This is a genomic window from Tenacibaculum sp. IMCC1, assembly GCF_054906355.1.
The window spans coordinates 2,716,635-2,741,921 of record NZ_CM142818.1; the positions used below are offsets into that span (position 1 = coordinate 2,716,635).

21 protein-coding genes and 1 tRNA gene are annotated in these 25,287 nt (G+C 32.6%); 16 read left to right on the top strand and 6 right to left on the bottom strand.

The genetic code is table 11. The features are described 5' to 3' along the window. Nucleotides 1-3 precede the first annotated feature (3 nt). The 3 genes from ACXIHB_RS12650 to ACXIHB_RS12660 are packed head-to-tail and all read right to left on the bottom strand — an operon-like array spanning nt 4 to nt 2,122. Nucleotides 4-690, bottom strand: a complete 687-nt coding sequence (locus ACXIHB_RS12650) for an RluA family pseudouridine synthase (RefSeq protein ID WP_047790357.1) — start codon at nt 688-690, stop codon at nt 4-6. A gap of 31 nt (nt 691-721) precedes the next feature. Continuing rightward, a complete protein-coding gene (gene yihA, locus ACXIHB_RS12655) occupies nt 722-1,333 on the bottom strand; it encodes a ribosome biogenesis GTP-binding protein YihA/YsxC (RefSeq protein WP_462098383.1) in 612 nt (203 codons plus the stop codon). Nucleotides 1,334-1,357: 24 nt separating this feature from the next. After that, complete coding sequence (locus ACXIHB_RS12660; protein ID WP_073184256.1) at nt 1,358-2,122, bottom strand: alpha/beta fold hydrolase; 765 nt, start codon at nt 2,120-2,122, stop codon at nt 1,358-1,360. A 203-nt stretch (nt 2,123-2,325) separates the two neighbouring features. On the opposite strand from ACXIHB_RS12660, the gene mraZ reads away from it, so the two are divergent. From mraZ to ACXIHB_RS12740, 16 genes are all read left to right on the top strand, one after another. After that, nucleotides 2,326-2,793 carry a division/cell wall cluster transcriptional repressor MraZ gene (gene mraZ / locus ACXIHB_RS12665; protein ID WP_159494756.1) on the top strand — a complete coding sequence of 156 codons (468 nt, stop codon included), beginning with the start codon at nt 2,326-2,328 and terminating at the stop codon, nt 2,791-2,793. Beyond that, nucleotides 2,780-3,676 (top strand): 16S rRNA (cytosine(1402)-N(4))-methyltransferase RsmH, encoded by an 897-nt coding sequence (gene rsmH / locus ACXIHB_RS12670; RefSeq protein WP_462098384.1) that lies wholly within the window; start codon nt 2,780-2,782, stop codon nt 3,674-3,676. The genes mraZ and rsmH overlap by 14 nt, the downstream gene beginning before the upstream one ends. Continuing rightward, the gene (locus ACXIHB_RS12675; RefSeq protein WP_047790362.1) at nt 3,676-4,005 is read left to right on the top strand and encodes an FtsL-like putative cell division protein; all 330 of its coding nucleotides are present in this window, start codon (nt 3,676-3,678) and stop codon (nt 4,003-4,005) included. The genes rsmH and ACXIHB_RS12675 overlap by 1 nt, the downstream gene beginning before the upstream one ends. Nucleotides 4,006-4,011: 6 nt before the next feature. Beyond that, entirely contained in the window at nt 4,012-6,024 is a 2,013-nt protein-coding gene (locus tag ACXIHB_RS12680; RefSeq protein WP_462098385.1) for a penicillin-binding protein, read from the top strand. After that, nucleotides 6,025-7,491, top strand: coding sequence for a UDP-N-acetylmuramoyl-L-alanyl-D-glutamate--2,6-diaminopimelate ligase (locus tag ACXIHB_RS12685; RefSeq protein WP_047790364.1), 1,467 nt, complete (start codon nt 6,025-6,027; stop codon nt 7,489-7,491). It abuts the gene before it with no gap. A 3-nt stretch (nt 7,492-7,494) separates the two neighbouring features. After that, nucleotides 7,495-8,721 (top strand): phospho-N-acetylmuramoyl-pentapeptide-transferase, encoded by a 1,227-nt coding sequence (gene mraY / locus ACXIHB_RS12690; RefSeq protein WP_047790365.1) that lies wholly within the window; start codon nt 7,495-7,497, stop codon nt 8,719-8,721. Between the two features lie 38 nt (nt 8,722-8,759). Then, nucleotides 8,760-9,137 carry a four helix bundle protein gene (locus ACXIHB_RS12695; protein ID WP_047790366.1) on the top strand — a complete coding sequence of 126 codons (378 nt, stop codon included), beginning with the start codon at nt 8,760-8,762 and terminating at the stop codon, nt 9,135-9,137. Nucleotides 9,138-9,139: 2 nt separating this feature from the next. Next, nucleotides 9,140-10,474, top strand: a complete 1,335-nt coding sequence (gene murD / locus ACXIHB_RS12700; RefSeq protein ID WP_047790367.1) for a UDP-N-acetylmuramoyl-L-alanine--D-glutamate ligase — start codon at nt 9,140-9,142, stop codon at nt 10,472-10,474. Nucleotides 10,475-10,490: 16 nt separating this feature from the next. Next, nucleotides 10,491-11,681, top strand: a complete 1,191-nt coding sequence (locus ACXIHB_RS12705) for an FtsW/RodA/SpoVE family cell cycle protein (protein WP_047790368.1) — start codon at nt 10,491-10,493, stop codon at nt 11,679-11,681. Nucleotides 11,682-11,750: 69 nt separating this feature from the next. Beyond that, nucleotides 11,751-12,842, top strand: coding sequence for an undecaprenyldiphospho-muramoylpentapeptide beta-N-acetylglucosaminyltransferase (gene murG, locus ACXIHB_RS12710; RefSeq protein ID WP_462098386.1), 1,092 nt, complete (start codon nt 11,751-11,753; stop codon nt 12,840-12,842). After that, entirely contained in the window at nt 12,842-14,188 is a 1,347-nt protein-coding gene (gene murC / locus ACXIHB_RS12715) for a UDP-N-acetylmuramate--L-alanine ligase (protein WP_462098387.1), read from the top strand. Before murG ends, murC begins: the two co-directional genes overlap by 1 nt. A 1-nt stretch (nt 14,189) precedes the next feature. Continuing rightward, the gene (locus ACXIHB_RS12720; protein WP_047790371.1) at nt 14,190-14,930 is read left to right on the top strand and encodes a cell division protein FtsQ/DivIB; all 741 of its coding nucleotides are present in this window, start codon (nt 14,190-14,192) and stop codon (nt 14,928-14,930) included. Then, nucleotides 14,917-16,257 (top strand): cell division protein FtsA, encoded by a 1,341-nt coding sequence (gene ftsA, locus ACXIHB_RS12725; protein ID WP_047790372.1) that lies wholly within the window; start codon nt 14,917-14,919, stop codon nt 16,255-16,257. Before ACXIHB_RS12720 ends, ftsA begins: the two co-directional genes overlap by 14 nt. Before the next feature lie 84 nt (nt 16,258-16,341). Then, nucleotides 16,342-18,204: a cell division protein FtsZ gene (ftsZ, locus tag ACXIHB_RS12730; protein ID WP_047790373.1), complete on the top strand. Its 1,863-nt coding sequence runs from the start codon at nt 16,342-16,344 to the stop codon at nt 18,202-18,204. 69 nt (nt 18,205-18,273) lie between these two features. Beyond that, nucleotides 18,274-18,720 (top strand): GatB/YqeY domain-containing protein, encoded by a 447-nt coding sequence (locus ACXIHB_RS12735; protein ID WP_073184279.1) that lies wholly within the window; start codon nt 18,274-18,276, stop codon nt 18,718-18,720. A 13-nt stretch (nt 18,721-18,733) separates the two neighbouring features. Further along, a tRNA-Arg gene (locus ACXIHB_RS12740) sits at nt 18,734-18,807 on the top strand. 94 nt (nt 18,808-18,901) lie between these two features. On the opposite strand, the gene ACXIHB_RS12745 is transcribed toward ACXIHB_RS12740, so the two are convergent. The 3 genes from ACXIHB_RS12745 to ACXIHB_RS12755 all read right to left on the bottom strand — a co-directional run bounded on the left by ACXIHB_RS12745 (nt 18,902) and on the right by ACXIHB_RS12755 (nt 25,138). Then, nucleotides 18,902-20,386: a SusD/RagB family nutrient-binding outer membrane lipoprotein gene (locus ACXIHB_RS12745; RefSeq protein WP_053056755.1), complete on the bottom strand. Its 1,485-nt coding sequence runs from the start codon at nt 20,384-20,386 to the stop codon at nt 18,902-18,904. Nucleotides 20,387-20,391: 5 nt separating this feature from the next. After that, nucleotides 20,392-23,586, bottom strand: coding sequence for a SusC/RagA family TonB-linked outer membrane protein (locus ACXIHB_RS12750; protein WP_159615078.1), 3,195 nt, complete (start codon nt 23,584-23,586; stop codon nt 20,392-20,394). Nucleotides 23,587-24,025: 439 nt separating this feature from the next. Continuing rightward, a complete protein-coding gene (locus tag ACXIHB_RS12755) occupies nt 24,026-25,138 on the bottom strand; it encodes a DUF4932 domain-containing protein (protein ID WP_462098388.1) in 1,113 nt (370 codons plus the stop codon). Nucleotides 25,139-25,287 lie beyond the last annotated feature (149 nt).

A 25,287-nucleotide genomic window follows, 5' to 3' on the forward strand; every position in this document is an offset into this window, starting at 1 on the left:
AAATTACAAACAAGCATCCCAAACGGGGTCAGAAGGAGTTGGAGCGGTAACCTTAATAGGTTCTTTGCTAACAGGGTGTGTAAATTGAATTTTTCGAGCATGTAAATGAATACTTCCGTCTTTGTTGCTTCTTTTAGCACCGTATTTTAAATCTCCTTTTATAGTAGAGCCAATGTTAGAAAGCTGTACGCGAATTTGATGGTGACGTCCAGTTTCCAAGTCGACCTCTAATAATGAATAATTATCTAGTTTTTTAAGCGTTTTGTAGTGAAGTATAGCTTTTTTACTTCCGTTAACCTCTTTAGTGTAAGCGGTCGATTTGTTATTTTTTGGATTCTTTTTTAAGTAATTTGTTAAGGTATCGGTTGCTTTTTTAGGTTGCTGTTGAACCACTGCCCAGTATGTTTTTTTAATGGTTTTGTCACGTAACATTTTATTTAGTCGTTCTAAGGCTTTTGAAGTACGTGCGTAGATAACGATACCTGTAGTAGGGCGATCTAGCCTGTGAACGGTTCCTAAAAATACGTTTCCAGGTTTGTTGTATTTATCTTTAATATATTCTTTAACAACATCTAAAAGTGGTTTGTCGCCTGTTTTGTCACCTTGCACTATATCACCAGCCCGCTTATTAATCACTATAATGTGATTGTCTTCATGTAAAACTTGTAAGTTTTCTTTTATAGAGTGCATTATTAATACTTCCCTTAAGGTATGGTGAAAATTATTTAAAATTCTCCGCTACATCTTCGTTAACTTGATCAATAAAGTTTAAAAACTCATCTCGCCCCATCCCTGTAGAAGATGAGGTAACAAAAGAAATTGGTAATTCCTCCCAGTAATTTAATAATTTCTTTTTGTAAGTGGTAACTTGTTTGTTGAGTTTAGAGCTCCCTAGTTTATCAGCTTTGGTAAAAACAATACAAAACGGAATGCGGTTTTCACCTAAAAACTGCATGAATTCCAAATCTATTTTTTGTGGATCGTGGCGAGAATCGATTAAAACAAAAGTACAAACCAGCTGTTCACGTTCTTTAAAATAGTTTTCAATAAAAAATTGAAAAATTTGACGCTTTTTTTTAGAAACCTGTGCATAACCATATCCAGGAAGATCTACTAAAAACCATTCGTCATTAATTTTAAAATGGTTGATAAGTTGTGTCTTCCCTGGTTTACCAGAGGTTTTTGCCAAATCTTTACGCTCCATCAACATATTGATTAATGAAGATTTTCCGACATTTGATCGACCTATAAAAGCGTACTCAGGTATTCTGTCTTTAGGAGCCTTGGTAACATTGCTGTTACTCATTACAAATTCAGCAGATTTTATTTTCATACTATAATTAAGCTAGTTTAGCTGTTATATTTCGCGTTTAGAAAGCCACCCTTCTAAAATTTTATTAAATTCTTCTGGTGTTTCCATCATAGCTGCATGTCCGCATTTGTCAATCCAGAATAAATCGGCATCAGGTAAAAGTTTTTTGAAGTCTTCAGCAACTTCAGGTGGAGTAACACTGTCTTGTTTTCCCCAAATTAAACAGGTAGGTTGTTTCATGTTGGGTAAATCTTTAGCCATGTTATGACGAATGGCACTTTTAGCAATAGCTAGTGTTCTAATCAATGTATTTCTATCATTTATAACATCGTACACTTGATCAACAAGTTCGTCTGTAGCAATAGCTTTATCGTAAAAAACATCTTGCGCTTTTTTTCTAACAAACTCTTTGTCTCCTCTCTTAGGGTAGCTATCACCCATTGAGTTTTCGTACAAACCTGAGCTACCAGTTAAAACTAATGCTTTAACATCTTCAGAATAGTGTTTTGTATAGTATAAAGCTATATGTCCGCCTAGAGAATTTCCTAATAGAGTAACATTTTTAAGCCCTTTATACTCTATGAAATCATGTAAAAACTTGGCTAAATTTTTTACATTAGTTTTAAGGAGGGGTAATGTGTATAAGGGTAACTCTGGTATAAAAACTTGATATCCTTTTTTTGAAAGATGATTAAAAGTGGAACCAAAATTACTAAGAGCTCCCATTAACCCGTGAAGAATGATAATTGGGCTTCCTTCTCCTGCTTCAGCATATGTAAATTTGTCTTCTTTCTTTAAAAATTCAGTCATATATGTTTTTGATTTGACTTAACCACAAATGTAGTTCTTTTTTATCACTTTTTCATTTTTATTATTTACTGTGTAGGCGAGTCTTTTAAGTGGTTTATTTTGAGTTTTTTATCTCCAGAAGTAAAACTTATCAACAAAGTGGTAAAAAGTGGTAAAAAGTGGTAAATATTTTTTATTTTTGATGCAAACTATAGATTCTTTACGTGGTAAGTTTAATTGGAACATATGAGTGCAAGGTAGATGCTAAAGGGAGGTTGATGATGTCGTCAGCGTTCAAGAAGCAATTGTCTTCTGTGTTGCAAGAGGGGTTTGTGATTAAACGTTCTGTTTTTCAGTCTTGTCTGGAGTTGTATCCAATGCAAGAATGGAATCTGGTAATGGCAAAAATCAATAAACTAAATCGATTTGTAAAGAAAAATAATGATTTTATCAGAAGGTTTACTGCCGGTGTGAAAATGGTGGATGTAGATGCTTCAGGGAGAGTCTTGATTCCGAAAGATTTATGTCAGTTTGCGGGTATTGAAAAGCAAGTGGTGCTCTCTTCTGCAGTGAATATTATTGAAATTTGGGATAAGGATAAGTACGAAAAAGTAATTGATGATGCTGTTGTTGATTTTGCTGAGTTAGCAGAAGAAGTAATGGGTAATACGGAAGCAGATGAGTTATCATAATCCAGTTTTATTGAAAGAAAGTGTTGATGCACTTAGTATAAAGGAAGATGGAGTTTATGTGGATGTTACCTTTGGAGGAGGGGGGCATTCTAGAGAAATATTAAGTCGATTAGGTGAAAAAGGAAGATTGTTTGCTTTTGATCAAGATCCTGATGCGCAACAAAATAAAATTGACGATCCGCGTTTTGTGTTGATTGGAGAGAATTTTCGATTCATATCGAGGTTTTTGCGCTTTTATGGTGTTAGGAAAGTAGATGGGGTGCTGGCTGATTTAGGAGTGTCTTCACATCAGTTTGATGAAGTGGAAAGAGGTTTTTCTACTCGTTTTGATGCAGATTTGGATATGCGAATGGATCAGAAATCTGAATTATCAGGAAAAAAAATAATCAATACCTATAGTGAGGAAGATTTGGCGGATGTGTTGTTTTTGTATGGAGAATTGCGGAATGCGCGAACCTTGGCGAAAACTATTGTTGAGGCAAGAGTTGATAGAGAAATTAAAACGAGCTTTGAGTTAAAAGAAGTGTTGCAAAAATTTCTTCCGAAAGCAAAAGAACATAAAATACTAGCGCAAATTTTTCAAGCAATACGAATAGAAGTGAATCAGGAGTTGGAGGTGTTGAAAGAATTTTTGCAGCAAATCCCAGACTTGTTAAATGAAGAAGGTAGATTGAGTGTGATTTCATATCATTCTTTGGAAGATAGGTTGGTGAAACGATTTATAAGGACCGGATTGTTTAGTGGTGAACCAGAAAAAGATTTTTATGGTAATACCAGTGAACCACTTAAAAAAGTTGGTAAAATGATTGTGCCAACAAAAGAGGAGATAAAAGAAAATAATAGAGCACGTAGTGCGAAACTAAGAATAGCAACATTAAAGTAATGTCAATAGTAAGAAAGGGTATATACGATCTTTTAAGAGGTAGTTTTCTTACGGATGAAAGCTCGTTTAAGAATTGGCGAATTTTGATTTTTACAGTTGTTTTGCTATTAGTGATGATCTATAGTTCGCATAGTGCCGATGCAAAAGTGGTGCAAATAGCAGTGCTTAATAAGAAGAAAAGAGAGTTGCGGGCTGAAGATGTGGACACGAGTACTCAATTAATGCGAATGAAGTTAGAGAGTAGTATTCGAGATAAAGTAAAAAACAAAGGGTTGTACCCTGCAAAAAAACCGCCCCAAAAAATAAAAGTAACATATAATAAAGAGTAATATAAAATGGTAGTAAAAAAAGGCATATTAAACAAACTCTACGTGATTGTTGTTTTAATGACGCTTTTCTTTGTAGTTATCATTTTTAGACTTTTTAAACTTCAATATGTAGAAGGAGATAAGTATAGGAATCTTTCTGAAGAAGAAACAGTTAAAAACGATACTATTTTTGCAAATAGGGGAAATGTGTATGCGGCAGATGGAAATTTGTTAGCAACCTCTATGTCAAAATTTACCATTCGAATGGATGTGGTGGCGGTAGATTCTGAGATTTTTGAAAAAAATATCCGAGCACTTTCTGAGTCGCTTTCTGGATTGTTAGGGGAATCAGCTAGTTACTATCAAAAGAAGTTGCGTAATGCAAAAAAACGTAGAAACCGATATTTGTTAATAGCCCGTAATGTAGGATATAATGATTATGTGAAAATGAAAAGCTTTCCCATTTTTAATAGAGGGGTGTATCGAGGAGGCTTTATCGCGGAACAAAAAACAGTGAGAGTTCACCCAATAGGAAAAATAGCTGAACGTACAATTGGTTACGATGATTACAGAGGTGGGGCAGGAATTGAAGGTGCTTTTGCGGATTATATGCAAGGTGAAAACGGTTGGCGTTTAAAACAAAAGATAGCTAAAGGGCAATGGAAACCTATTAATGATGTGAATGAGAAGGAGCCTGTAGATGGAAGTGATGTAATTACTACAATAGATGTAAACGTTCAAGATATAACGCATCATGCTCTGTTAAGACAGATGGAGTATTTTGAAGCAGATCATGGTTGTGCTGTAGTGATGGAAGTGGAAACAGGAGAGATTAAAGCGATTTCTAATTTAGGGAGGACTTCTAAAGGGAGGTATTACGAAAAAAGAAACTATGCTGTTTGGGAGAGTCACGAGCCTGGGTCAACTTTTAAGTTAGCTAGCTTAATGGTGGCTTTAGAAGATAAAGTTGTAGATACTTCAACTGTCGTAGATTGTGAAAAAGGAAGAATTTATATTAATAATCGTAAAGTAGAAGATAGTAAAAGAGGAGGGTACGGAAAAATATCATTAGGAAGGGTATTTGAGGTTTCTTCAAATGTTGGAATTGTGAAAACAATACAAAAGTACTACGATAAAAATCCTAAAAAATTCACGGATAGAATTAAGTCTTTTGGGTTGGATCAATTAACAGGTGTTAAAATCAAAGGAGAAGGAAAGCCTTATATACCAGAACCAACAGAGAAAAGTTGGAGCCCTATTTCATTAGAGTGGATGGCTTGGGGTTATGGGGTTTCTCTTACGCCGTTACAAACACTAGCGTTTTACAATGCAGTCGCAAATGACGGAAAGTTGGTAAAGCCATATTTTGTAAAAGAGCTAAGAGTAGGAGGTAAAGTTGAAGAAAGCTTTGGAACAGAAGTAGTAAAAGAAAAAATAGCATCACAAGAAACCTTAGATAAAGTACGAAAAGTGATGGAAAATACTATAAAATACGGAACAGGTAAAGGAATTTATTCACCAAACTTTTCTATGGCAGGAAAAACAGGAACGGCAAAAAAATACATTCCTAGAACTAAAAATGCTAAGGGAGAATATGAAGGAGGATATTATTCAAATCAAAAGTATGTGGCTTCTTTTGCAGGTTTCTTTCCCGCAGATGAACCAAAATACTCTTGCATTGTAGTAGTTCATAGTCCTAAAAAAGAAAAAGGATATTACGGGGCTACGGTTGCTGCTCCTATATTTAAAGAAATAGCTCAAAAAATTTATACGTCAACAGCAATTAATAATCAGCTTGTTTCTGATGATATTTCAGAAGAGATTCTTGAAAGGGAGTATCAAGAATACTATCAAAAACTAAGGAAGTATAAAACAATTATGCCTAAAGTTTTAGGTATGAGTGGAATGGATGCAATTGCATTATTAGAGAATATGGGGTTAAAAGTTAAATTTTCAGGAGTAGGAAAAGTAACAGAACAGTCCGTAGATAGGGGGCAAAAAGTCTCAAAAGGTGCAACGATATATTTAAAATTATCATAGTTGAAGAAATTAAAAGACATATTATATAAGGTAGCGGTAAAAGAAGTTTACGGGAACACTGATATTGATATAAGCAATATTCAGTTTGATAGTAGACAAGTGCAGGAAGAAGATGTTTTTGTAGCTCAAAAAGGAGTGACAGTAGATGGGCATCAGTTTATAGCGAAAGCAGTATCGTTAGGTGCTAAGACTATTATCTGTGAGTCTTTACCAGAAAATAAAAATGAAGAGGTTACTTATGTTAAAGTAGAAGATTCTAATGCGGCATTAGCAATAATAGCAACAAATTATTATAACAACCCGTCAAAAAGCTTGCAGTTAGTAGGAGTAACAGGAACAAATGGTAAAACTACAATTGCAAGTTTATTGTACCAACTGTTTAAAAAAGCAGGATATAAAGTGGGGTTGTTATCAACTGTGAGAGTAATGGTTGATGAAGAAGAATATAAAGCAACACATACAACACCAAACTCAGTAGCAATAAATCAGTATTTATCAAAAATGGTAGAAGCTGGAGTTGATTATTGTTTTATGGAGGTAAGTTCTCATGGAATACATCAAAAACGTACTGAAGGCTTAGAGTTTGCAGGAGGAGTGTTTACAAACTTATCGCATGATCATTTAGATTATCATGAAACATTTGCAGAGTATCGTGATGTTAAAAAATCGTTTTTTGATTCGTTACCAAAAACAGCATTTGCTTTGGTGAATTTAGATGATAAAAACGGACAAATAATGTTGCAAAACACAAAGGCGAATAAACAAACTTATGCGCTTAAAACAATCGGAGATTTTAAAGCAAAAGTGTTAGAAAAACGTCTTTCAGGAACTTTGTTAACAATCAATGGAGTAGAAGTTTGGACGAAGTTAATAGGGGAATTTAATGCGTACAACTTGTTAGCTATTTATGGAGTAGCAGAGTTGTTGGGACTAGAGAAAATAGAAATTTTACGTATTGTAAGTGAGTTGGAAAGTGTGAGTGGAAGATTTCAATATACAGTTTCTGATGAGGGAGTTACAGCAATAGTAGATTATGCACATACACCAGACGCACTAAAAAATGTATTACAAACTATTAATGATATCCGAACAGGAAATGAAACTGTGATTACAGTTGTTGGTTGTGGTGGAGATAGAGATATAACAAAGCGTCCAAAAATGGCATTAATTGCTTCTCAATTAAGTGATCAAGTTGTTTTTACTTCAGATAACCCTAGAACAGAAGACCCTCAATCGATAATTGATGAAATGGAAACTGGAGTTGCGGCAGAAAATTATAAAAAAACACTATCAATTGTAGACCGAAGACAGGCTATAAAAACAGCTTGTAAACTAGCAACTTCAGGAGATATTGTACTTATTGCAGGAAAAGGTCATGAAACCTACCAGGAAATAAATGGTGTTAGGCATCATTTTGATGATTTAGAAGAAGTAACCAGCTATTTTAATCAACTAAAAAAACACTAACGAATGCTGTATTATTTATTTCAATATTTAGAAAGTGAATTTAGCTTAACAGGAGCAAGTGTGTTTCAATTCATCACATTTCGATCTGCAATGGCATTCATATTATCTCTGTTGATTTCAACCATTTTTGGTAAAAAAATCATTAACTACTTAAGAAGGCAGCAAGTAGGTGAAACAGTAAGAGATTTAGGTTTAGATGGTCAAGTACAAAAAGCAGGAACACCAACTATGGGAGGTGTAATTATAATCCTTGCAACATTAATTCCTGTGTTATTTTTAGCAAAGCTAGAAAATATATATATCGTTATTTTATTGATTACGACTGTTTGGATGGGGCTTATTGGTTTTGCGGATGATTATATAAAAGTGTTTAAAAAAGATAAAGCGGGATTAAAAGGAAAGTTTAAGGTTTTAGGACAAGTAGGATTAGGTATAATCGTAGGTTCTATGCTGTATTTTCATCAAGATGTAACCATCAAAGAACAACTGCCTACTTCAGAACAAGTTGCGCAAGTAGATGGTAAAAAGAAAGTGTTTGGTGAGGCTCATAAATCGACAAAAACAACAGTTCCTTTTTTAAAGAATAACGAGTTAGATTATGCAAAAGCATTAAGCTTCTTAGGAGATGGATATGAAAAATATGGATGGATAATCTTCATTTTTGTTACCGTTTTTATCGTTACGGGAGTTTCAAACGGTGCGAATTTAACAGATGGTATTGATGGATTAGCGGCAGGTTCATCAGCAATTATGGTAATAACGCTGGCAATTTTTGCATGGGTATCTGGTAACATCATTTTTGCAGACTATTTAGATGTAATGTACATTCCGAAGTCTGGAGAAATGACTGTTTTCATTTTAGCGTTTGCAGGAGCTTTAATCGGTTTTCTATGGTATAATACTTATCCAGCACAAGTGTTTATGGGCGATACTGGAAGTTTAACTATTGGAGGTATCATAGCTGTAATAGCTATTGCCATAAGGAAAGAGTTGTTACTGCCAGTTTTAGCAGGAATATTTGTGGTTGAGAATTTATCGGTAATACTACAAGTTTCGTGGTTTAAATACACAAAGAAGAAGTTTGGAGAAGGAAGAAGAATTTTTAAAATGTCTCCTCTACACCATCATTATCAAAAATTAAACTATCACGAAAGTAAAATTGTAGTACGCTTTTGGATTGTAGGAATTTTATTAGCGGTATTTACCATAGTAACATTGAAGTTAAGATAAAGGAGACTTTGGAGTTGTGATTTAAGATATAAGACTGAATGAAAGAACAGATTAAAAATAGAACTAAACAATTTGCTATTGATTGTTGGAGGTTATGTAAAGAGTATCCTAAAACAAGAGAATTTGATGCATATTGTAGACAATTGATAAGATGTTCTAGTTCGGTTGGAGCTAATTATAGAGCTGCTTGTAGGGCAAAATCTTCAGCTGACTTTATTCATAAATTAAAAATTGTTGAAGAAGAAGTAGATGAAAGTATGTTTTTTTTAGAGGTTTTTATGTCAATCCATGAAAATAATCAAGAAGAATTGAAAAGGTTGCATAATGAGGCAAACGAGTTGACTTCAATTATTGTAGCTTCTATAAAAACAGTTAAAAGTAAATCATCAATCAATAAATCTAAAATCATTAATTAAAAATGAAAAGATTAGTTGTGCTTGGTGGAGGAGAAAGTGGTGTAGGAACGGCACTTTTAGGAAAACAAAAAGGATATGAAGTTTTTGTTTCAGATAAAGGAAGTATAGCAGAGCGGTATAAGAAAGTTCTTTTACATAATTCAATCGATTTTGAAGAAAATCAGCATACAGAAGATAAAATTCTAAATGCTGATGTGGTAATGAAAAGCCCTGGGATTCCAGAAAAAGTTGTACTTGTGCAAAAGTTAGTTTCAAAAGGAATTAAAGTGATTTCAGAAATAGAATTCGCTGCTCAGTTTACAGAAGCAACTATTGTGGGGATTACAGGCTCAAACGGAAAAACAACCACAACCATGCTGGTACATTATGTGTTAAAAAAAGCAGGTTTAAATGTGGGAGTTGGAGGGAATATAGGTGATAGCTTCGCTGAACAAGTGGTTGAAGATAAGTATGACGAATATGTATTGGAATTAAGCAGTTTTCAGTTAGATGGAATTGAAAATTTTAAACCACATATTGCAATAATCACCAATATAACACCAGATCATTTAGATCGATATGAATATGAATTTGATAACTATATAAACTCAAAATTCAGAATTACAAAAAATCAAACGAAAGATGATTTTTTAATATATGATGCTGATGACGAAGCAATTCAAAATTGGTTAAAAAATAACAAAACAGAAGCAACGCTAGTGCCATTTTCAATGGAAAAAGAATTAGAGTACGGGGCTTTTTTAAGACAAGACACGATAATAATGAAATTTAATACAGAAGAAAAATTAATGAAGGTTTCTGAGCTAACATTACAAGGAAAGCATAACACTAAAAATGCAATGGCTACATCAATGGCAGCAAGGTTATTGAAAGTAAGAAAAGAAACAATTGCAGAAAGTTTGTCTGATTTTGAAGGAGTAGAACATCGTTTAGAAAAAGTGCAAAAAGTAAATGGAATTGAATTCATTAACGATAGTAAAGCTACAAATGTAAATGCGGTCTTTTATGCGTTGGAGTGTATGGACAATCCAACAGTTTGGATTGTAGGAGGGGTTGATAAAGGAAATGATTATACAGATTTACTACCTTTAGTAAGAGAAAAAGTAAAAGCAATAGTTTGTTTAGGGTTAGATAACCAAAAAATCATAGACACTTTTGCGAATGTAGTAGATGTTATGGTAGAAACTGCTGGAGCAGAAGAAGCAGTAAAAGTAGCTTATAAAATAGCGCAAAAAGGAGATACAGTATTGTTGTCACCAGCATGTGCAAGTTTTGATTTATTTGATAGCTATGAAGATAGAGGAAGAAAATTTAAAGAAGCTGTAAGAAATATATAAAGTACACTAAAGATTGATGAAAAACATCTTTCGACATATTAAAGGAGACCGAGCCATTTGGGCTATAGTTGCGATGTTGGCAATATTTTCATTTATGCCAATATACAGTGCAAGTACCAATTTGGTATACGTAGTAGGAAATGGATCTACCTTAGGGCATTTAGTAAAACATATTGTATTATTAATTACAGGTTTTGCAGTCATTTATGGAGTACATAAAATACCATATAGATATTTTAGTGGAGGTTCTGTATTAATGCTTCCTGTAGTTGTTTTACTGCTGGTTTTTACCTTAGCACAAGGAACTACCATTGGAGGAGCAAATGCAAGTAGATGGATTCGTATTCCGTTTGTAGGTATTGGATTTCAAACCTCTACATTGGCAGGTTTGGTATTGATGGTATATGTTGCTCGATACTTGGCAAAAAATAAAGAAAAAATAATTTCTTTTAAGGAAAGTTTGTTGCAGTTATGGCTTCCAGTAGGTTTAGTATTGGTGTTAATATTACCAGCTAATTTTTCAACTACAGCCATGGTGTTCTTTATGATTTTAATGGTCTCGTTTATTGGAGGGTATCCACTAAAATATATAGGATATATATTAGGAATAGGACTTTTTGCTTTTTTGTTTTTTATCTTAGTAGCTAAAGCATTTCCAGATGCAATGCCCAATCGTGTAAACACATGGAAAAGTAGAATTGAAAGCTTTTCTCAGTCTGATGGTGAAGAAGATTACCAAGTAGAAAAAGCCAAAATAGCAATTGCAACAGGAGGAGTAATAGGAAAAGGGCCAGGGAAAAGCGTACAGAAAAACTTTTTACCACAATCCTCATCCGATTTTATCTATGCAATTATAGTTGAAGAATACGGTTTTGCTGGAGCGATAGTGGTAATATTTATTTATTTCTTGTTGCTTTTCAGAATCTTAATAACTGCCAAAAAGGCTACAACCATATTTGCGACTTTATTAGTTGTAGGTGTGGGAATTCCCATTGTTTTTCAAGCAATGATTAACATGGCGGTAGCAGTGAATATTTTACCAGTAACAGGACAAACACTCCCGCTAATTAGTAGTGGAGGTACCTCAATTTGGATGACATGTTTCGCATTAGGAATGATTTTAAGTGTAAGTGCTTCTAAAAACGAAACTGAAGAAACAATTTTAGATGATAACCCTTTAGATATTTTACATGAAACGCTGGACTAAAAATACAGATGTATGGGTAGGAACTATTATGAGTGTTACATACAACACTGTTAACATAAAAAAGACTGTATGAAACAATCGATTAATATCATAATAAGTGGTGGAGGTACAGGAGGTCATATTTATCCTGCAATAGCAATTGCTAACGAAGTAAAAGTTCGTTATCCAGAAGCTAACATTTTGTTCGTAGGAGCAAAAGATAAAATGGAAATGGAAAAAGTTCCACAAGCAGGATATGAAATCAAAGGATTGTGGATTTCAGGAATCCAAAGAAAACTAACTTTAAAGAACTTAGTGTTTCCTTTTAAACTCTTAAGTAGTTTATGGAAAGCATATAGAATTATACGAAAATTTAAACCAGATGTTGCAGTGGGTACTGGAGGCTTTGCAAGTGGACCAACGTTAATGATTGCTAATAGAAGAGGGATACCGACCTTAATTCAAGAACAAAACTCGTACCCAGGAATAACAAATAGATTGTTAGGAAAAAAAGCGCAGAAAATATGTGTTGCATATGATAATTTAGAACGCTTTTTCTCTGAAGATAAAATAATAAAAACGGGAAATCCAGTTCGTCAAGATTTACTATTTATTCATACGAAAATAGAAGAAGGAAAAGAGTTTTTTGAATTAGATACATCAAAAAAGACAATTTTAATATTAGGAGGAAGTCTTGGTGCTCGTAAAATAAATCAGTTGGTAGAAGAAAATTTAGACTTCTTCAAAAAACAAGAAGTTCAATTGATATGGCAATGTGGTAAGCTGTATTATGAAGAATATAAAAAGTATGATGAATTAGAAAATGTTCAAGTGCATCAGTTTTTGAATAGAATGGATTTAGCCTATGCAGCTGCAGATTTCATCGTGTCGAGAGCAGGAGCAAGTTCAGTATCGGAATTATGTATAGTAGGGAAGCCAACTATTTTTATTCCATCACCAAATGTGGCAGAAGACCATCAAACAAAAAATGCAAAATTTATTGCCGACAAACATGGGGCTCTAGTAGTTAAAGAGAGTGAATTAGATACTTTTCCTGTCGTATTAGAAACTTTATTAAAAGACAAAGGGAAACAAGAAAGTTTAAGTGAAAACATTAACGAGTTAGCGTTGCCAAATGCAACAAGTAATATCGTTAACGAAATAGAAAAATTAATTAGTTAGTGAATTTAAAAACGATACATAACGTTTATTTTATTGGTATTGGCGGAATAGGAATGAGTGCCTTAGCTCGCTATTTCTCTGTCAATGGAAAATTAGTTGCAGGCTACGATAAAACACCAACACCTATCACTAAAGGTTTAGAAGAAATAGAAATTGAAGTAAGTTTTGAAGATGAAGTAAAGAATATTCCAATTTCATTTTTACATAAAGAAAAAACATTGGTGGTATATACACCAGCAGTTCCTAAAAATCACTTACAATTAAATTATTTTAAAGACAACGGATATACCGTCTTGAAAAGAGCAGAAGTGCTGGGAGAAATTACAAAGAATACTTTTTGTTTGGCTGTAGCAGGAACGCATGGAAAAACAACAACTTCTTCAATTTTAGGACACATTATGCAACCTGAGAAAGCAACTTCGTTTTTAGGAGGTATTGCAGAAAACTATGATTCTAATTTAATTTTAGGAGAAGATAGGATCTCTGTTGTTGAAGCCGATGAATTTGACCGTTCGTTTTTAAAATTATCACCCAATATTGCTTGTGTAACCTCTATGGATGCTGATCATTTAGATATCTATGGAGAAAACGAATTCTTACAACAATCATTTAGAGATTTTGCAAGCAAAGTTTCTGATACTTTAATTGTCGCAAAAGGGTTGCCTTTAAAAGGTTTAACATATGCTGTTAATGAAGAAGCAGACTATAAAGCCTATAATGTAAAAATAGAAGAAGGTAAATATGTTTTTGATGTAAAAACACCAACATCAGAAATTAAAAATATAACATTTCATTTACCAGGAAATCATAACATGATGAATGCTTTAGCAGCATTAGCTATTGCAGATGTGTATGGAGTGTCTTTAGAGAAAGTTAAAAAGCAATTAGGAAGTTTTAAAGGAGTACAACGTAGGTTTTCGTATAAGATAAAAACAGAAGATGTTGTGCTAATTGACGATTATGCGCATCATCCTACTGAAATAAAAGCAGTAGCGCAATCTGTTAGAGAAATGTATCCCAAAGAAAAGGTATTAGCTGTATTTCAACCACACTTGTTTAGTAGAACAAGGGATTTTGCAGATGATTTTGCTAAAGCATTATCGTTGTTTGATGAAGTGTTGTTATTAGATATTTATCCAGCAAGAGAATTACCGATAAAAGGAGTTACCTCAAGTTGGTTATTAGAGAAAATAACCATTGAAGCTAAAAAACTAATCTCTAAAGAAAAATTAAGTGACGAAATTATAAAGTCAGAGTCAAAAATTATAGTAATGTTGGGAGCAGGGGATATTGGTTTATTAGTTAATAAGGTAAAAAACAAATTAGAAGAAAAATATAAAAAATAGAATGAAAAAATTAGCAACATTTTTATCTTTTTTCTTGCTGCTGATGTTTTTGATGTTTTTGTATGGTTTTACAACTAATAGAAATGGATCAAAAAAAGTAAAAAGCACGGTAGTAGAGTTTGCTGCTGGAGATAATAACTTTTTGACACACAGTATGGTTGATAAAATGTTAATACAAAATGATGAATTTGTTAAAAACCAACCAAAAAGATTGGTAGATTTACATTTTCTAGAAACTAATGTTTCGGCGAACCCGTATGTTGAAAAAATAGCTGTGTTTTTAACCATAGATGGGGTGTTAAAAACTACCATAAAACAACGAACACCGATAGCTAGAATTGTTGATAAATACAAATCTTTTTATGTTGATAAGTATGGGGTTAAAATTCCGTTATCTACAAATTTTTCAGCAAGAGTACCATTAGTTTTAGGAGTGAGGGAGCCAGAAGAAATCAAAGAATTAACAACGTTAATAAAAACCATAAATAGTAGTAGTTTTTTTGCTAAAGAAATTATTGCTATAGAAAGAGACGCCCAAAGCGAATATACATTTACAGTTCGTAGTGGTGACTATAAGATAATTTTTGGAGAGTTAATAGATGCCTCAATAAAGTTTAAAAAGCTAACAGCATTTTATAACAAAGCATTTACAGACAAAACCATTAATAATTACAAAGCTATAAATGTAAAATACCACAACCAAGTTGTGTGCACAAAACAAAATCAAGATGGAGAACAATAAAATAGCAGTTGGTTTAGATATTGGTACAACCAAGATTGTTGCCATGATTGGTCGTAAAAACGAATACGGTAAGCTTGAAGTTTTAGGTATTGGTAAAGCGAAAAGTTTAGGTGTAAAAAGAGGTGTAGTCAATAATATTACGCAAACAATTCAATCTATTCAGCAAGCAGCTGAAGAGGCAGAAAGTATTTCGGGATATAAAATAGAAAATGTTGTTGTAGGTATTGCTGGACAACATATACGTAGTTTACATCATAGCGACTATATAACTAGAGAAAAATCAGAAGAGGTAATTGACAGAACTGATATAGAAAATTTAGTGAGTCAGGTACACAAATTGGTTATGTTACCTGGTGAAGAAATTATTCATGTATTACCACAAGAATTCAAGGTAGATAGTCAGCCAGATATCAAAGAACCTATAGGAATGTATGGAGGAAGGTTAGAAGCTAATTTCCATGTTGTAGTAGGTCAAGTATCTTCCATTCGAAATGTAGGAAGGTGTATTAAAAGTGCAGGTTTAACTCTCTCAGATATTACACTTGAACCACTAGCCTCAGCTTCGGCAGTGCTTAGTCAAGAAGAAAAAGAAGCTGGAGTAGCACTAATTGATATAGGTGGCGGAACTACAGATTTAGCAATATTTAAAGATGGAATTATTCGTCATACAGCAGTTATTCCCTTTGGAGGTAATGTTATTACAGAAGATATTAAAGAAGGTTGTTCAATAATTGAAAAACAGGCAGAATTATTAAAAATAAAGTTTGGTTCAGCATGGCCAGGAGAAAACAAAGAAACAGAAATTGTTTCGATTCCAGGGTTAAGAGGAAGAGAACCTAAAGAAATTACACTTAAAAATTTATCAAAAATAATTCACGCAAGGGTTCAAGAAATAATTGAACACGTATATCTAGAAATTAAGAACTACGGACACGAAACTCAAAAAGGAAAATTAATTGCAGGTATTGTATTAACAGGAGGTGGAGCTCAATTAAAACATTTACGTCAGTTGGTAGAATATATTACTGGAATGGACGTTCGTATTGGATATCCTAATGAACATTTAGCTGGAGATTCTGATGAAGTATTATCGAGTCCAGCATTTGCAACAGCTGTAGGATTGTTAATGGAAGGTTTACAAAAAGAAGCAGAAGAAAAAGTAGTTATTGAAGAAACACCAGAGGTGTTAGTAGAAGAAACTATTGAGGAAGAAAAAGAAATTATAGAAGAAGTTCAAGAAGAGAAGGAACATAAAGCGAAAAAACCTAAATCTTTTTTTGATAAGTTCACAGAACGATTCAAAGAATTTTTAGATAACGCAGAGTAATTAGTATATATAAGAATACTCCTAATTAATCCCCTAAAAAGGAGTGTAAAATTGAATAAGAATTAATAAAAAAGAAAAGTTATTATGAGCGCAGAATTTGATAACATTTCATTCGACATGCCAAAAACACAATCGAATGCCATTAAAGTAATTGGTGTTGGTGGGGGAGGAAGCAATGCTGTAAACCACATGTATAGTAAACAAATTCACGGAGTAGATTTTGTAATTTGTAATACAGATGCACAAGCATTAGAAAACAGTCCTATACCTAATAAGGTTCAATTAGGAGCACACTTAACTTCTGGTTTAGGTGCAGGTGCTAATCCAGAAATTGGAGCACAAGCAGCGGCTGAAAGTATACAGGAAATTCAACAAATGTTGAGTACACATACCAAAATGGTGTTTATCACCGCAGGTATGGGAGGAGGTACGGGTACAGGAGCAGCTCCTATTATAGCAAAAATAGCTAAAGATATGGATATTTTAACGGTAGGAATCGTTACGATGCCATTTCAATTTGAAGGACGAATGCGCTCAAAACAAGCTCAAAAAGGAATTGATGATTTACGTGATAATGTAGATTCATTAATTGTTATCAATAATAATAAACTGCGCGAAGTTTATGGTAACTTAGGTTTTAAAGCAGGTTTTTCTAAGGCAGATGAAGTATTAGCAACAGCAGCCAAGGGTATAGCAGAGGTAATTACCCATCATTATAAGCAAAACATCGATTTACACGATGCTAAAACAGTACTATCAAACAGTGGTACAGCAATTATGGGATCTGCAAAAGAAACAGGAGCAAACAGAGCTAAAAATGCTATTGTAAAAGCATTAGACTCTCCTTTGTTGAACGATAATAAAATTACTGGAGCTAAAAATGTATTACTATTAATCGTTTCGGGAGGAAATGAAGTTACGCTAGATGAAATAGGAGAAATTAATGATTATATTCAGGATGAAGCAGGTTATGATGCCAATATTATTATGGGTATTGGAGAAGATGAATCATTAGAAGACGGAATAGCTGTAACCGTTGTAGCTACGGGTTTTGCTGCTGATCAGCAAGGGAATATAACCAATACTGAGGTGAAAAAAATAGTTCATACTTTAGAAGATGAACAAAAGGCAACTTATAATTTTGGAGATCAACAAGTACAAACTTCTACACCAATTAATGAGCCTATAAAAAACAAGCCATCAAATAAAGTTATTCATGTTTTAGAGGAAGAAAAAGTTGAACCAAGAGCTGAAATTATTCCAACAACACAAGCAATAAAAAATATAGATGTTACATACGATGAAATTGAAATAGAAACAGTTTCTGAAGACGATTTCATTATTACTAATATAGCCGAACCTAAAGTAGAAGAAAGAGAAGTAAAAGAGCAATCAACACAACAAGACTTGTTGTTTGATTTACCATTAAATTCTTATGAAGAAATAAAACCAGCATCTCATCTAGTTGAAACGTCTAACGAGATTAAAAATATCGAAGTAGAAGCTGAAGAAGTAAAGTACCATAAGGTTGAAAAGCGCTATGTATTAGATGACTTCAGTGCACAACCAACAATTGGTAAAAGCTCTACTCCGATAATTAAAGACCAAGTAGAAGAGGAGTTACAATTTGAGGTAAAATCTCAAACACAAGAAAAAATTAATAATATAAACACTACAAGTGAAGAAGTTTCTCCGTTAGATTTAACAATTTCTGAATTGCAGAAAAGAGCTAAGGAAAGAAGAGAGAAAATGAAGGGTTTTAATTATAAATTTAATGATCAGGTTAGTAAAAATATAGATGAAATAGAACGTCAACCAGCATATAAAAGATTAGGAGTTGATATTGAAGCAGGATCAGATATTAGTAAATCAGATACAGCATTGAATACAGATAATAACGATTTATTACGTTCTAATAATTCGTTTTTACACGATAATGTAGATTAATAAAAGAATAACACTTATTTTTAAAATCCCGATTTATCGGGATTTTTTAATACTTTAAAACATAAAAATATGAGTTTGCAAAAGCAGGTAATGGATAAAATGAAAGAAGCTATGAAGTCTAAAGACACGGTAGCTTTAACGGCTTTAAGAGCATTAAAGTCAGCTTTTATGTTAGCAAATACCGAAGCGGGAGCAGGAGAGCTTACAGAAGCAGAAGAATTAAAAATTATTCAAAAGCAGGTAAAACAACGTAAAGATAGTGCTACTGTGTTTACAGAACAAGGACGTAATGATTTGGCTGAACCTGAATTAGCTGAAGCGGCTATTTTAGAACAATTTTTACCTGAAGCTTTAAGTGAAGAAGAAATTGGAAATATTGTAGAGAAAACTATTGCAGATGTTGGTGCTGAAGGAATGAAAGATATGGGAAAAGTAATGGGAATTGTATCGAAGCAATTAGCAGGACAAGCAGATGGGAAAACAATTTCAGCAATTGTAAAAGCTAAATTGGCATAACAATTATTTTATAGACTCAGTAGTTCAACTGGATAGAACATCAGATTTCGGCTCTGAGGGTTGGGGGTTCGAGTCCTCTCTGGGTCACTAAAAATAGAAAAGAGATTGTTATAGTAACAATCTCTTTTTGATAAAAACAATCTTTTTATGAGAACAAAGTTTAGTTTTTACCTACTATGTTTTAATACTTATCCCAAAATATTTTAGTAGTCATTAAATCTCCTCCTATTTTTGCTGAAGCAGTCTCATAATTCGTTTTGTTAAGTGTTGCTTCTAAATGAGAATAGATATTCCTAACAGGTACTTTGCCATCTGCTTCAGATACAGCATTATCAGGAGCTTTTATGTTTGGAAAGTCCAGTCTACGATATTCAGTCCAAGCTTCAAAGCCTCTATTGTAATAAGATATCCATAATTGATACGCGATTTTTTCTTTTGTGGTACCAGACGCAGTATTAAAAGAAACATCAGGTCTATTTAAGTAGTTTTGCTTATCTAAAGAACTTACATTCCAATAGTCCATGCTAGCTTCAATTCCTTGCATATAATAGGTGGCACTTGTTCCTCCAACATCAAAACCTCTATTAGCAGCATCAGCTAATAAAAATGATGTTTCAGCAAAATCAAACAAAACACCAGGCAAAGAAGGATCTCTAAATATTTCAATATTTGTATTAGATGTATTTTGATACCCACCTCCACTGGGACCTATTGCGTATGGATAACCAACATATTCTCCATTTATTTTTGAATTAGAATTAAAAAAAATATCTCTTCTAGGGTCTTTTTTTGAATTTAACTCATCTACTAAAAACTTTGTTGGAACATAATGATTTTCAGTTGTAAGAGCTAGAAAAATAGGATTCCTTTGACCAGAGACAGAATAATATTGTAATAGTGCATTTTCAGAATTATTAGATATTACTCCAGATTTAAAGGCGCTTTCAATTAAATCTTTAGCATCAGAGTTAAGTTCAGGTATATCTGCTAAATGAAGTCCTAACTTTAGCTTAATACTGTTAGCTAGTTTTTTCCATAGATTAACATTTCCTCCATAAATTAAATCTCCAGAAGAAAAACTAGATTCATTCGTGTTTAGCTGATTAATGGCTTTATTAAGACGATCTGCTAAGCTTAAATAAATTTCTTGAGCATCATCATATTTAGGTTTTGGATATTTTACAAAATCTAAAGCTTCAGTATATGGTACATCACCATATAAATCAACAAGTGTTTGAAAAACGGCAATCATTTGTATTTCTACAATAGCAATTTTGTTTTGCTTTTCAGCTTCTTTGTTAGGTGTTACATTTTGTGATATTATTATCTCTTTTGCGTTTTTAAAATCAGTTAAAACATCTCTATAAAGTAGATTCCAGAAACCTGTACCAATATTTCTTTTTGTTTGATTATATCTGTCTTCATCAACAAATTCGGTATTAGTCCAATACTGAACATATTTTCTGAAATTATTAGAGTTAGGGTTTGTATTTGTTAAGAAATACATGTAGCTCACTTGAGATTGCGTCATAAGAGCTTCAGGTAATACAGTTTCATACCCTTTAGTGTCAGTATTTAGGTTTTCAATATCATTACAAGAAGAAAATAATAAAGTTATTCCTAATCCTAATATTACAGTTCTTTTTATTTTATCGACTATTTTCATATCTATTAAAATTGAGCTTTTATGTTAAAACTATATTCTTTAGTAGTAGGTAATACACCTGTTTGGAAACCTTGTAGGTTACCAGAAGAAGCACCAGCTTCAGGGTCTGCATATGGTAAATTTTTATGTATTATCCATAAGTTGCTACCACTTGCTGTAAAAGAAAGGCTATTGAGAAAAGTGTTTTTTAAAAATTTCTTAGGAAGATTGTAACTAAAAGAAACTTCTCTTAATTTAACAAAAGAAGCATCATATACATACCCCTCATCTGGGGTATTTGCACCTAAATCATAATCAACAGGAACAATTTTGGTATTTCTAGTGCCATCTGAAAGCACTCCATCTAATATAATTCCTCCACTATTTTCATCGTTTGTAACAGAGTTTCTTTTAGGGTTTCCTAAGTGATTATTTCCAACACTACTTTGGTAAATACCAGTTTGTGCTCCGTATTTTTGATCTAAAGACCATACATCTCCTCCTTTTTTAACGTCTATTAAAAAACTAAAAGAAAAATCTTTGTATTTGAACTTATTGTTTATACCACCAATCCAATCAGGATTTATGTCGCCTATGATTTTACTGTTTTCAATATCGTAGTAGCCGTTTTCTTTTATAACTTTTTGATTGTTAATGTATTTGAATCCTGAGCTAACCATTTGTCCAACAGGTTTACCTACTTCTGCAACTAGAGACACTCCTTGAAATCTTCCAATTTCAAAACGACTATCATTTTCATTAAGGCTAATAACTTTATTTTTGTTGGTAGACCAATTAATTTGAGATTCCCATGTGAAATTATCTGTTTTTATAGGGGTAGCATTTAAGCTGACTTCAATACCCTTATTTTCGACATTACCAGCGTTAACCCATGCAGATGTACTTCCTGTAGCTCCCGTTACACCAACAGACATTATTTGATCTGTAGTGTTGGTTTTGTATAATGAAAGATCTAACCCCAATTTATTATTAAACATTTTTGTTTCTAGACCAATTTCATAACCTTTAGTTTTTTCGCTTCTTAAGTTTGGGTTTTTTCTGCTGTTTTCTGTGGAAAATTGTATAGCATCTCCAAAGTTTGAATATTTAATATACTGAGAGTTAAGTACAGCAAAAGGAGCATCGTTACCTGTTTCAGCATAATTAAGGCGCAGTTTTCCAAATGAAAGCCAGTTAGCTTTCAAGTGTTTGCTAAAGATATATGTAGCAGTTAGAGAAGGATAATTATAAACATTATTTTCTTTAGGTAAAGTAGAAGACTGATCAACTCTGTAGGTAGCTTCTAAAAAATAAGTATCATAAAAGCTCAAAGAAGCGTTTGTATAAATACTATTAGTACCAATTGATGATATAGACTCAGATAAAGGGTCTGGATTTTGAACAGAATTGTTTATAGCGTAGATGTTAGGTATAACTAAGCCGCCTTTTGTAATAGCGTAAGTATAATTGCTTTTTGTTCTTCTTACGTTTCCTCCTAATAATGCAGTGAAACTTATATTGTTGGTAATTTTTCCTTGAGCATTAAAAATTAAATCTAAGTTGAACTCCCTAAAGTTTTTATCAAATCTAGAGTATTGCCCTTTAAGTTCAGGTTGTCTTTTAGAGCCAACAGCTATTGTTTCTTCTTGAGTTTGATTATAAGAATCAATACCACCTCTTCCGGTAACACTTAACCAGTCTTTTATTTCAGTTGTTAAACTAAAATTACCGAAAAAGCGGTTTCTTCTTATACTTCCTATATTATTCTTTCTTTGAAAATAAGGATTGTCATGAAATGCAACATTTAAATCGTAAGGTCCATATACACTCCAAGTTGTGTTTAGTTGTGTTTCTTTATAAGCTGTTTTTAAATCAGCAAAGTCAACACTAGAAGAGTACCATTGTCTTACACTACTGAGATAATTATTACCACCAGCACCATATCCAGTTTCATTAAGACCTCTACCATGGGTTTTATTGTAGTTAGCAGATGCAGTAACAGTAGTTTTATTACTTAGCTTATAGCTTCCTGATAAGTTAAAATTATCTCTTTTGTAACTACTGTTTGGTAATATTCCTTGATTTAAATCATATTTAGAATAACTAAAACGAAAACTTCCAACTTCATTATTACCAGAAATAGAAATGTTATTGTTAAAAGTAATACTTTTTGTGTAAAAGCTATTAGCATCATTTTTAGGAGCCGTCCATGGTGTTGCTTTACCGTAGGTAGAAAGTTCAGGAAAAAAAGAGTTCCACCTGTATACTAGTAAATTAGGGTCGTAAGCAGGGCCCCATGAAGCATCATCTGTAGGCTCATAAGGGTGAGAACCACTGCCTAAATCGATATTTCTTGAAGGGTCTGAAAAAGAATTCCACCAACCACTACCATATTCTTTTTGATATTTAGGTAAGGTTTTAAAATCTACAGCTCCAATTGTTACGCCACTATTAATTGTAATACCTAAACCCTTACTTTTTCCTCCTTTTTTAGTGGTAATTATAATAACACCGTTTGTAGCTCTTGAACCATATAAAGCAGAAGCAGCAGCTCCTTTTAATACATTCATAGTTTCAATATCATCAGGATTGATGTCAGCCACAGCATTACCAAAGTCATATCCTCCTGTGTTACCTCCGCTTTTTTGATCAGCAGTATTTGTGTTATCATTATTTAACGGGACTCCGTCAACTACCCAAAGAGCTTGGTTGTTGCCAGTTAAAGATGTTGTCCCTCTTATAATTACATTGGTGGATCCTCCAATATTACCATTTCGTCTAATTTGTACTCCAGATATTTTACCAGAAATAGAATTAGCTATGTTTCCTGAATTTACCTTAGTTAGGTCGTTTCCTTTGATTTCCTGTGTAGCGTATCCTAAAGATTTTTTTTCTCTTTTTATACCTAAAGCTGTAACAACTACTTCATCTAAAACATTTTCGTTTGTAGACATAGTTACACTTATCACGTTAGAGGATCCAACTGTTTTTTCAATAGTTGTCATTCCTACAAAACTAAATATTAAGATATCATTTTCTTTAGCCTTGATAGAGTAGTTACCATCAAAGTCTGTTTCTGTACCTTTTGTGGTACCCTTAATGAGTATACTTACCCCTGGAAGCCCCCCGGATTCATCTGAAACTACCCCAGATACTGTTTTTTCTTGAGCAATTACAATTGATGTAACAAGAAAGAACAGTAGTAACAATTTTGTTTTCATATTTTTAAAAAAATTAAGTTTATTTTGTAAATAAATAAAAAACAAATTGTTATTATTATTGTTTTGTTAATATAGTATTGTTATTAGTTATAATAGTTTAAGTTTTGTTCTTTTTAATTGTTTTTTACCTTAAGATGTTGTTTTTCAGAATCTATTACTGTTTTGGAGTTTTTTAATCTTGTTTTATTTAATAAATACTATAGAGGTTACTATTTTGATTTATTCTAATTATAGAAGTTAATAAGAATGTAGGTAGGTTTATTAATTTAGTATAAGGAATCAATACTAGTTAAATGTTCTCTTAAAATATTTTCCTTAATTTCTACTGAATTTTTAATTGTATAATAATTATTATGATATAATAAATTAGTTGTAGCGTTATGGAGAGTAATAAGTATTTCTTTGTTGAATAATTTTAACTGTTTTTTATTTTTAGGGTTTATATTTTTTGTTTGCTTATTTCAGAAGCTGTTTTATTGAAAAAAAATATTAACTCTGTCATAAAACTCTCTAATGTTGGATATCTATCTCTATTATTATCATATCTTTCTAGTTCTTTGACCAGCTCATGAGTCCATAAAAAACCGCTATTTAATTGCTCATTCAATTCGTTTTCGATTGTTTTTTTATCATAATTATGGTCCTTCATATATTTAATAACAGTCGCTCTAACCAACGCTTCATCATACATAGTTTTCCAATTACCATATGCTTGTTTATTCATTTTATCTTTTACTTTATCAAAGATGATTGTCCCGCTTTCTTGTAGTTCAGAGCGGTGCTTTTCTATAATATGATTTACAAATGAGTGATTGAATTCATGTAAAATAGTTGGAAAATAATCGTTCACTTCATATTTAGGCATACCTAAGTTATCAACACTCCACGTTCCCATTATAGCATAGATCACCTCATTTCCATTCGGATAAATTATTTTTGGACCATAGCTCGCTCCTCCATTTCCCAAGGCATTTATAATTTTAAATTCTCCTTTTGGGTCTTCTCCATAAAATTTTTGATACCATTCTAGGTCTAAATTTTGATAAACTTTTTTAAATCTATTTGATGCAGCTTTGTAGAGTTCTTTATTGTTATTAAAAAAAGTTTCACAGTCGGCATCAATATAAAATTCATTTAACAGTTTTAAAAACTGTGTAGAGCTTTCTTTACTCCATGGTCTTTCTAGTGATTTATTTGAAAAAGGCACTATCATAGCTTTTATATTTTGAGGTTCAGTTATATGTATAGCCATACTCATAACTGAACTAAAACCAATTCCTTTTTCATGTAATTCACTTTTTACATACTTAATTAAATCGTGACTTTTAAATTTCTCAAAATGATTTTGAATGCTTTCAACATACTTAGGAAAAAGATTTTGACTATATTCATGGCTATCTGCAAGCCTAAAAACAATGCTTAATAACTCTATACGTTTATCTACTTTTGGTTCTTTTAGTATTGTTTCTTTTTGTTCGCTTACTTTTTTTCTATCTTGAGAACAAGCGCTTAAAGTGATTAAAATCAGGAATATTCCTATTATTTGTTTCATTTAATAGATCTTTTTGGACTATTTCTAATGGCACACAATTTCTTATGAAGGCCATTAAAAGTTATTTGATAAACAGCAGGTAGAAATTATAAAGAAGCTTAGGTGCTGTAAAAAAGGTCAAAACAAGTGTATGTTTTGACCTTCTTCTA

Coding starts and splice junctions, on each gene's coding strand:
- ACXIHB_RS12705 (WP_047790368.1), top strand. CDS start 10,491: ATGAAAAACATCTTTCGACATATTAAAGGAGACCGAGCCATTTGGGCT.
- yihA (WP_462098383.1), bottom strand. CDS start 1,333: ATGAAAATAAAATCTGCTGAATTTGTAATGAGTAACAGCAATGTTACC.
- ftsZ (WP_047790373.1), top strand. CDS start 16,342: ATGAGCGCAGAATTTGATAACATTTCATTCGACATGCCAAAAACACAA.
- ACXIHB_RS12745 (WP_053056755.1), bottom strand. CDS start 20,386: ATGAAAATAGTCGATAAAATAAAAAGAACTGTAATATTAGGATTAGGA.
- murD (WP_047790367.1), top strand. CDS start 9,140: ATGAAAAGATTAGTTGTGCTTGGTGGAGGAGAAAGTGGTGTAGGAACG.
- ACXIHB_RS12720 (WP_047790371.1), top strand. CDS start 14,190: ATGAAAAAATTAGCAACATTTTTATCTTTTTTCTTGCTGCTGATGTTT.
- ACXIHB_RS12755 (WP_462098388.1), bottom strand. CDS start 25,138: ATGAAACAAATAATAGGAATATTCCTGATTTTAATCACTTTAAGCGCT.
- ACXIHB_RS12675 (WP_047790362.1), top strand. CDS start 3,676: ATGTCAATAGTAAGAAAGGGTATATACGATCTTTTAAGAGGTAGTTTT.
- ACXIHB_RS12750 (WP_159615078.1), bottom strand. CDS start 23,586: ATGAAAACAAAATTGTTACTACTGTTCTTTCTTGTTACATCAATTGTA.
- ACXIHB_RS12735 (WP_073184279.1), top strand. CDS start 18,274: ATGAGTTTGCAAAAGCAGGTAATGGATAAAATGAAAGAAGCTATGAAG.
- murG (WP_462098386.1), top strand. CDS start 11,751: ATGAAACAATCGATTAATATCATAATAAGTGGTGGAGGTACAGGAGGT.
- mraY (WP_047790365.1), top strand. CDS start 7,495: ATGCTGTATTATTTATTTCAATATTTAGAAAGTGAATTTAGCTTAACA.
- ACXIHB_RS12695 (WP_047790366.1), top strand. CDS start 8,760: ATGAAAGAACAGATTAAAAATAGAACTAAACAATTTGCTATTGATTGT.
- ftsA (WP_047790372.1), top strand. CDS start 14,917: ATGGAGAACAATAAAATAGCAGTTGGTTTAGATATTGGTACAACCAAG.
- rsmH (WP_462098384.1), top strand. CDS start 2,780: ATGAGTTATCATAATCCAGTTTTATTGAAAGAAAGTGTTGATGCACTT.
- ACXIHB_RS12660 (WP_073184256.1), bottom strand. CDS start 2,122: ATGACTGAATTTTTAAAGAAAGAAGACAAATTTACATATGCTGAAGCA.
- ACXIHB_RS12650 (WP_047790357.1), bottom strand. CDS start 690: ATGCACTCTATAAAAGAAAACTTACAAGTTTTACATGAAGACAATCAC.
- ACXIHB_RS12680 (WP_462098385.1), top strand. CDS start 4,012: ATGGTAGTAAAAAAAGGCATATTAAACAAACTCTACGTGATTGTTGTT.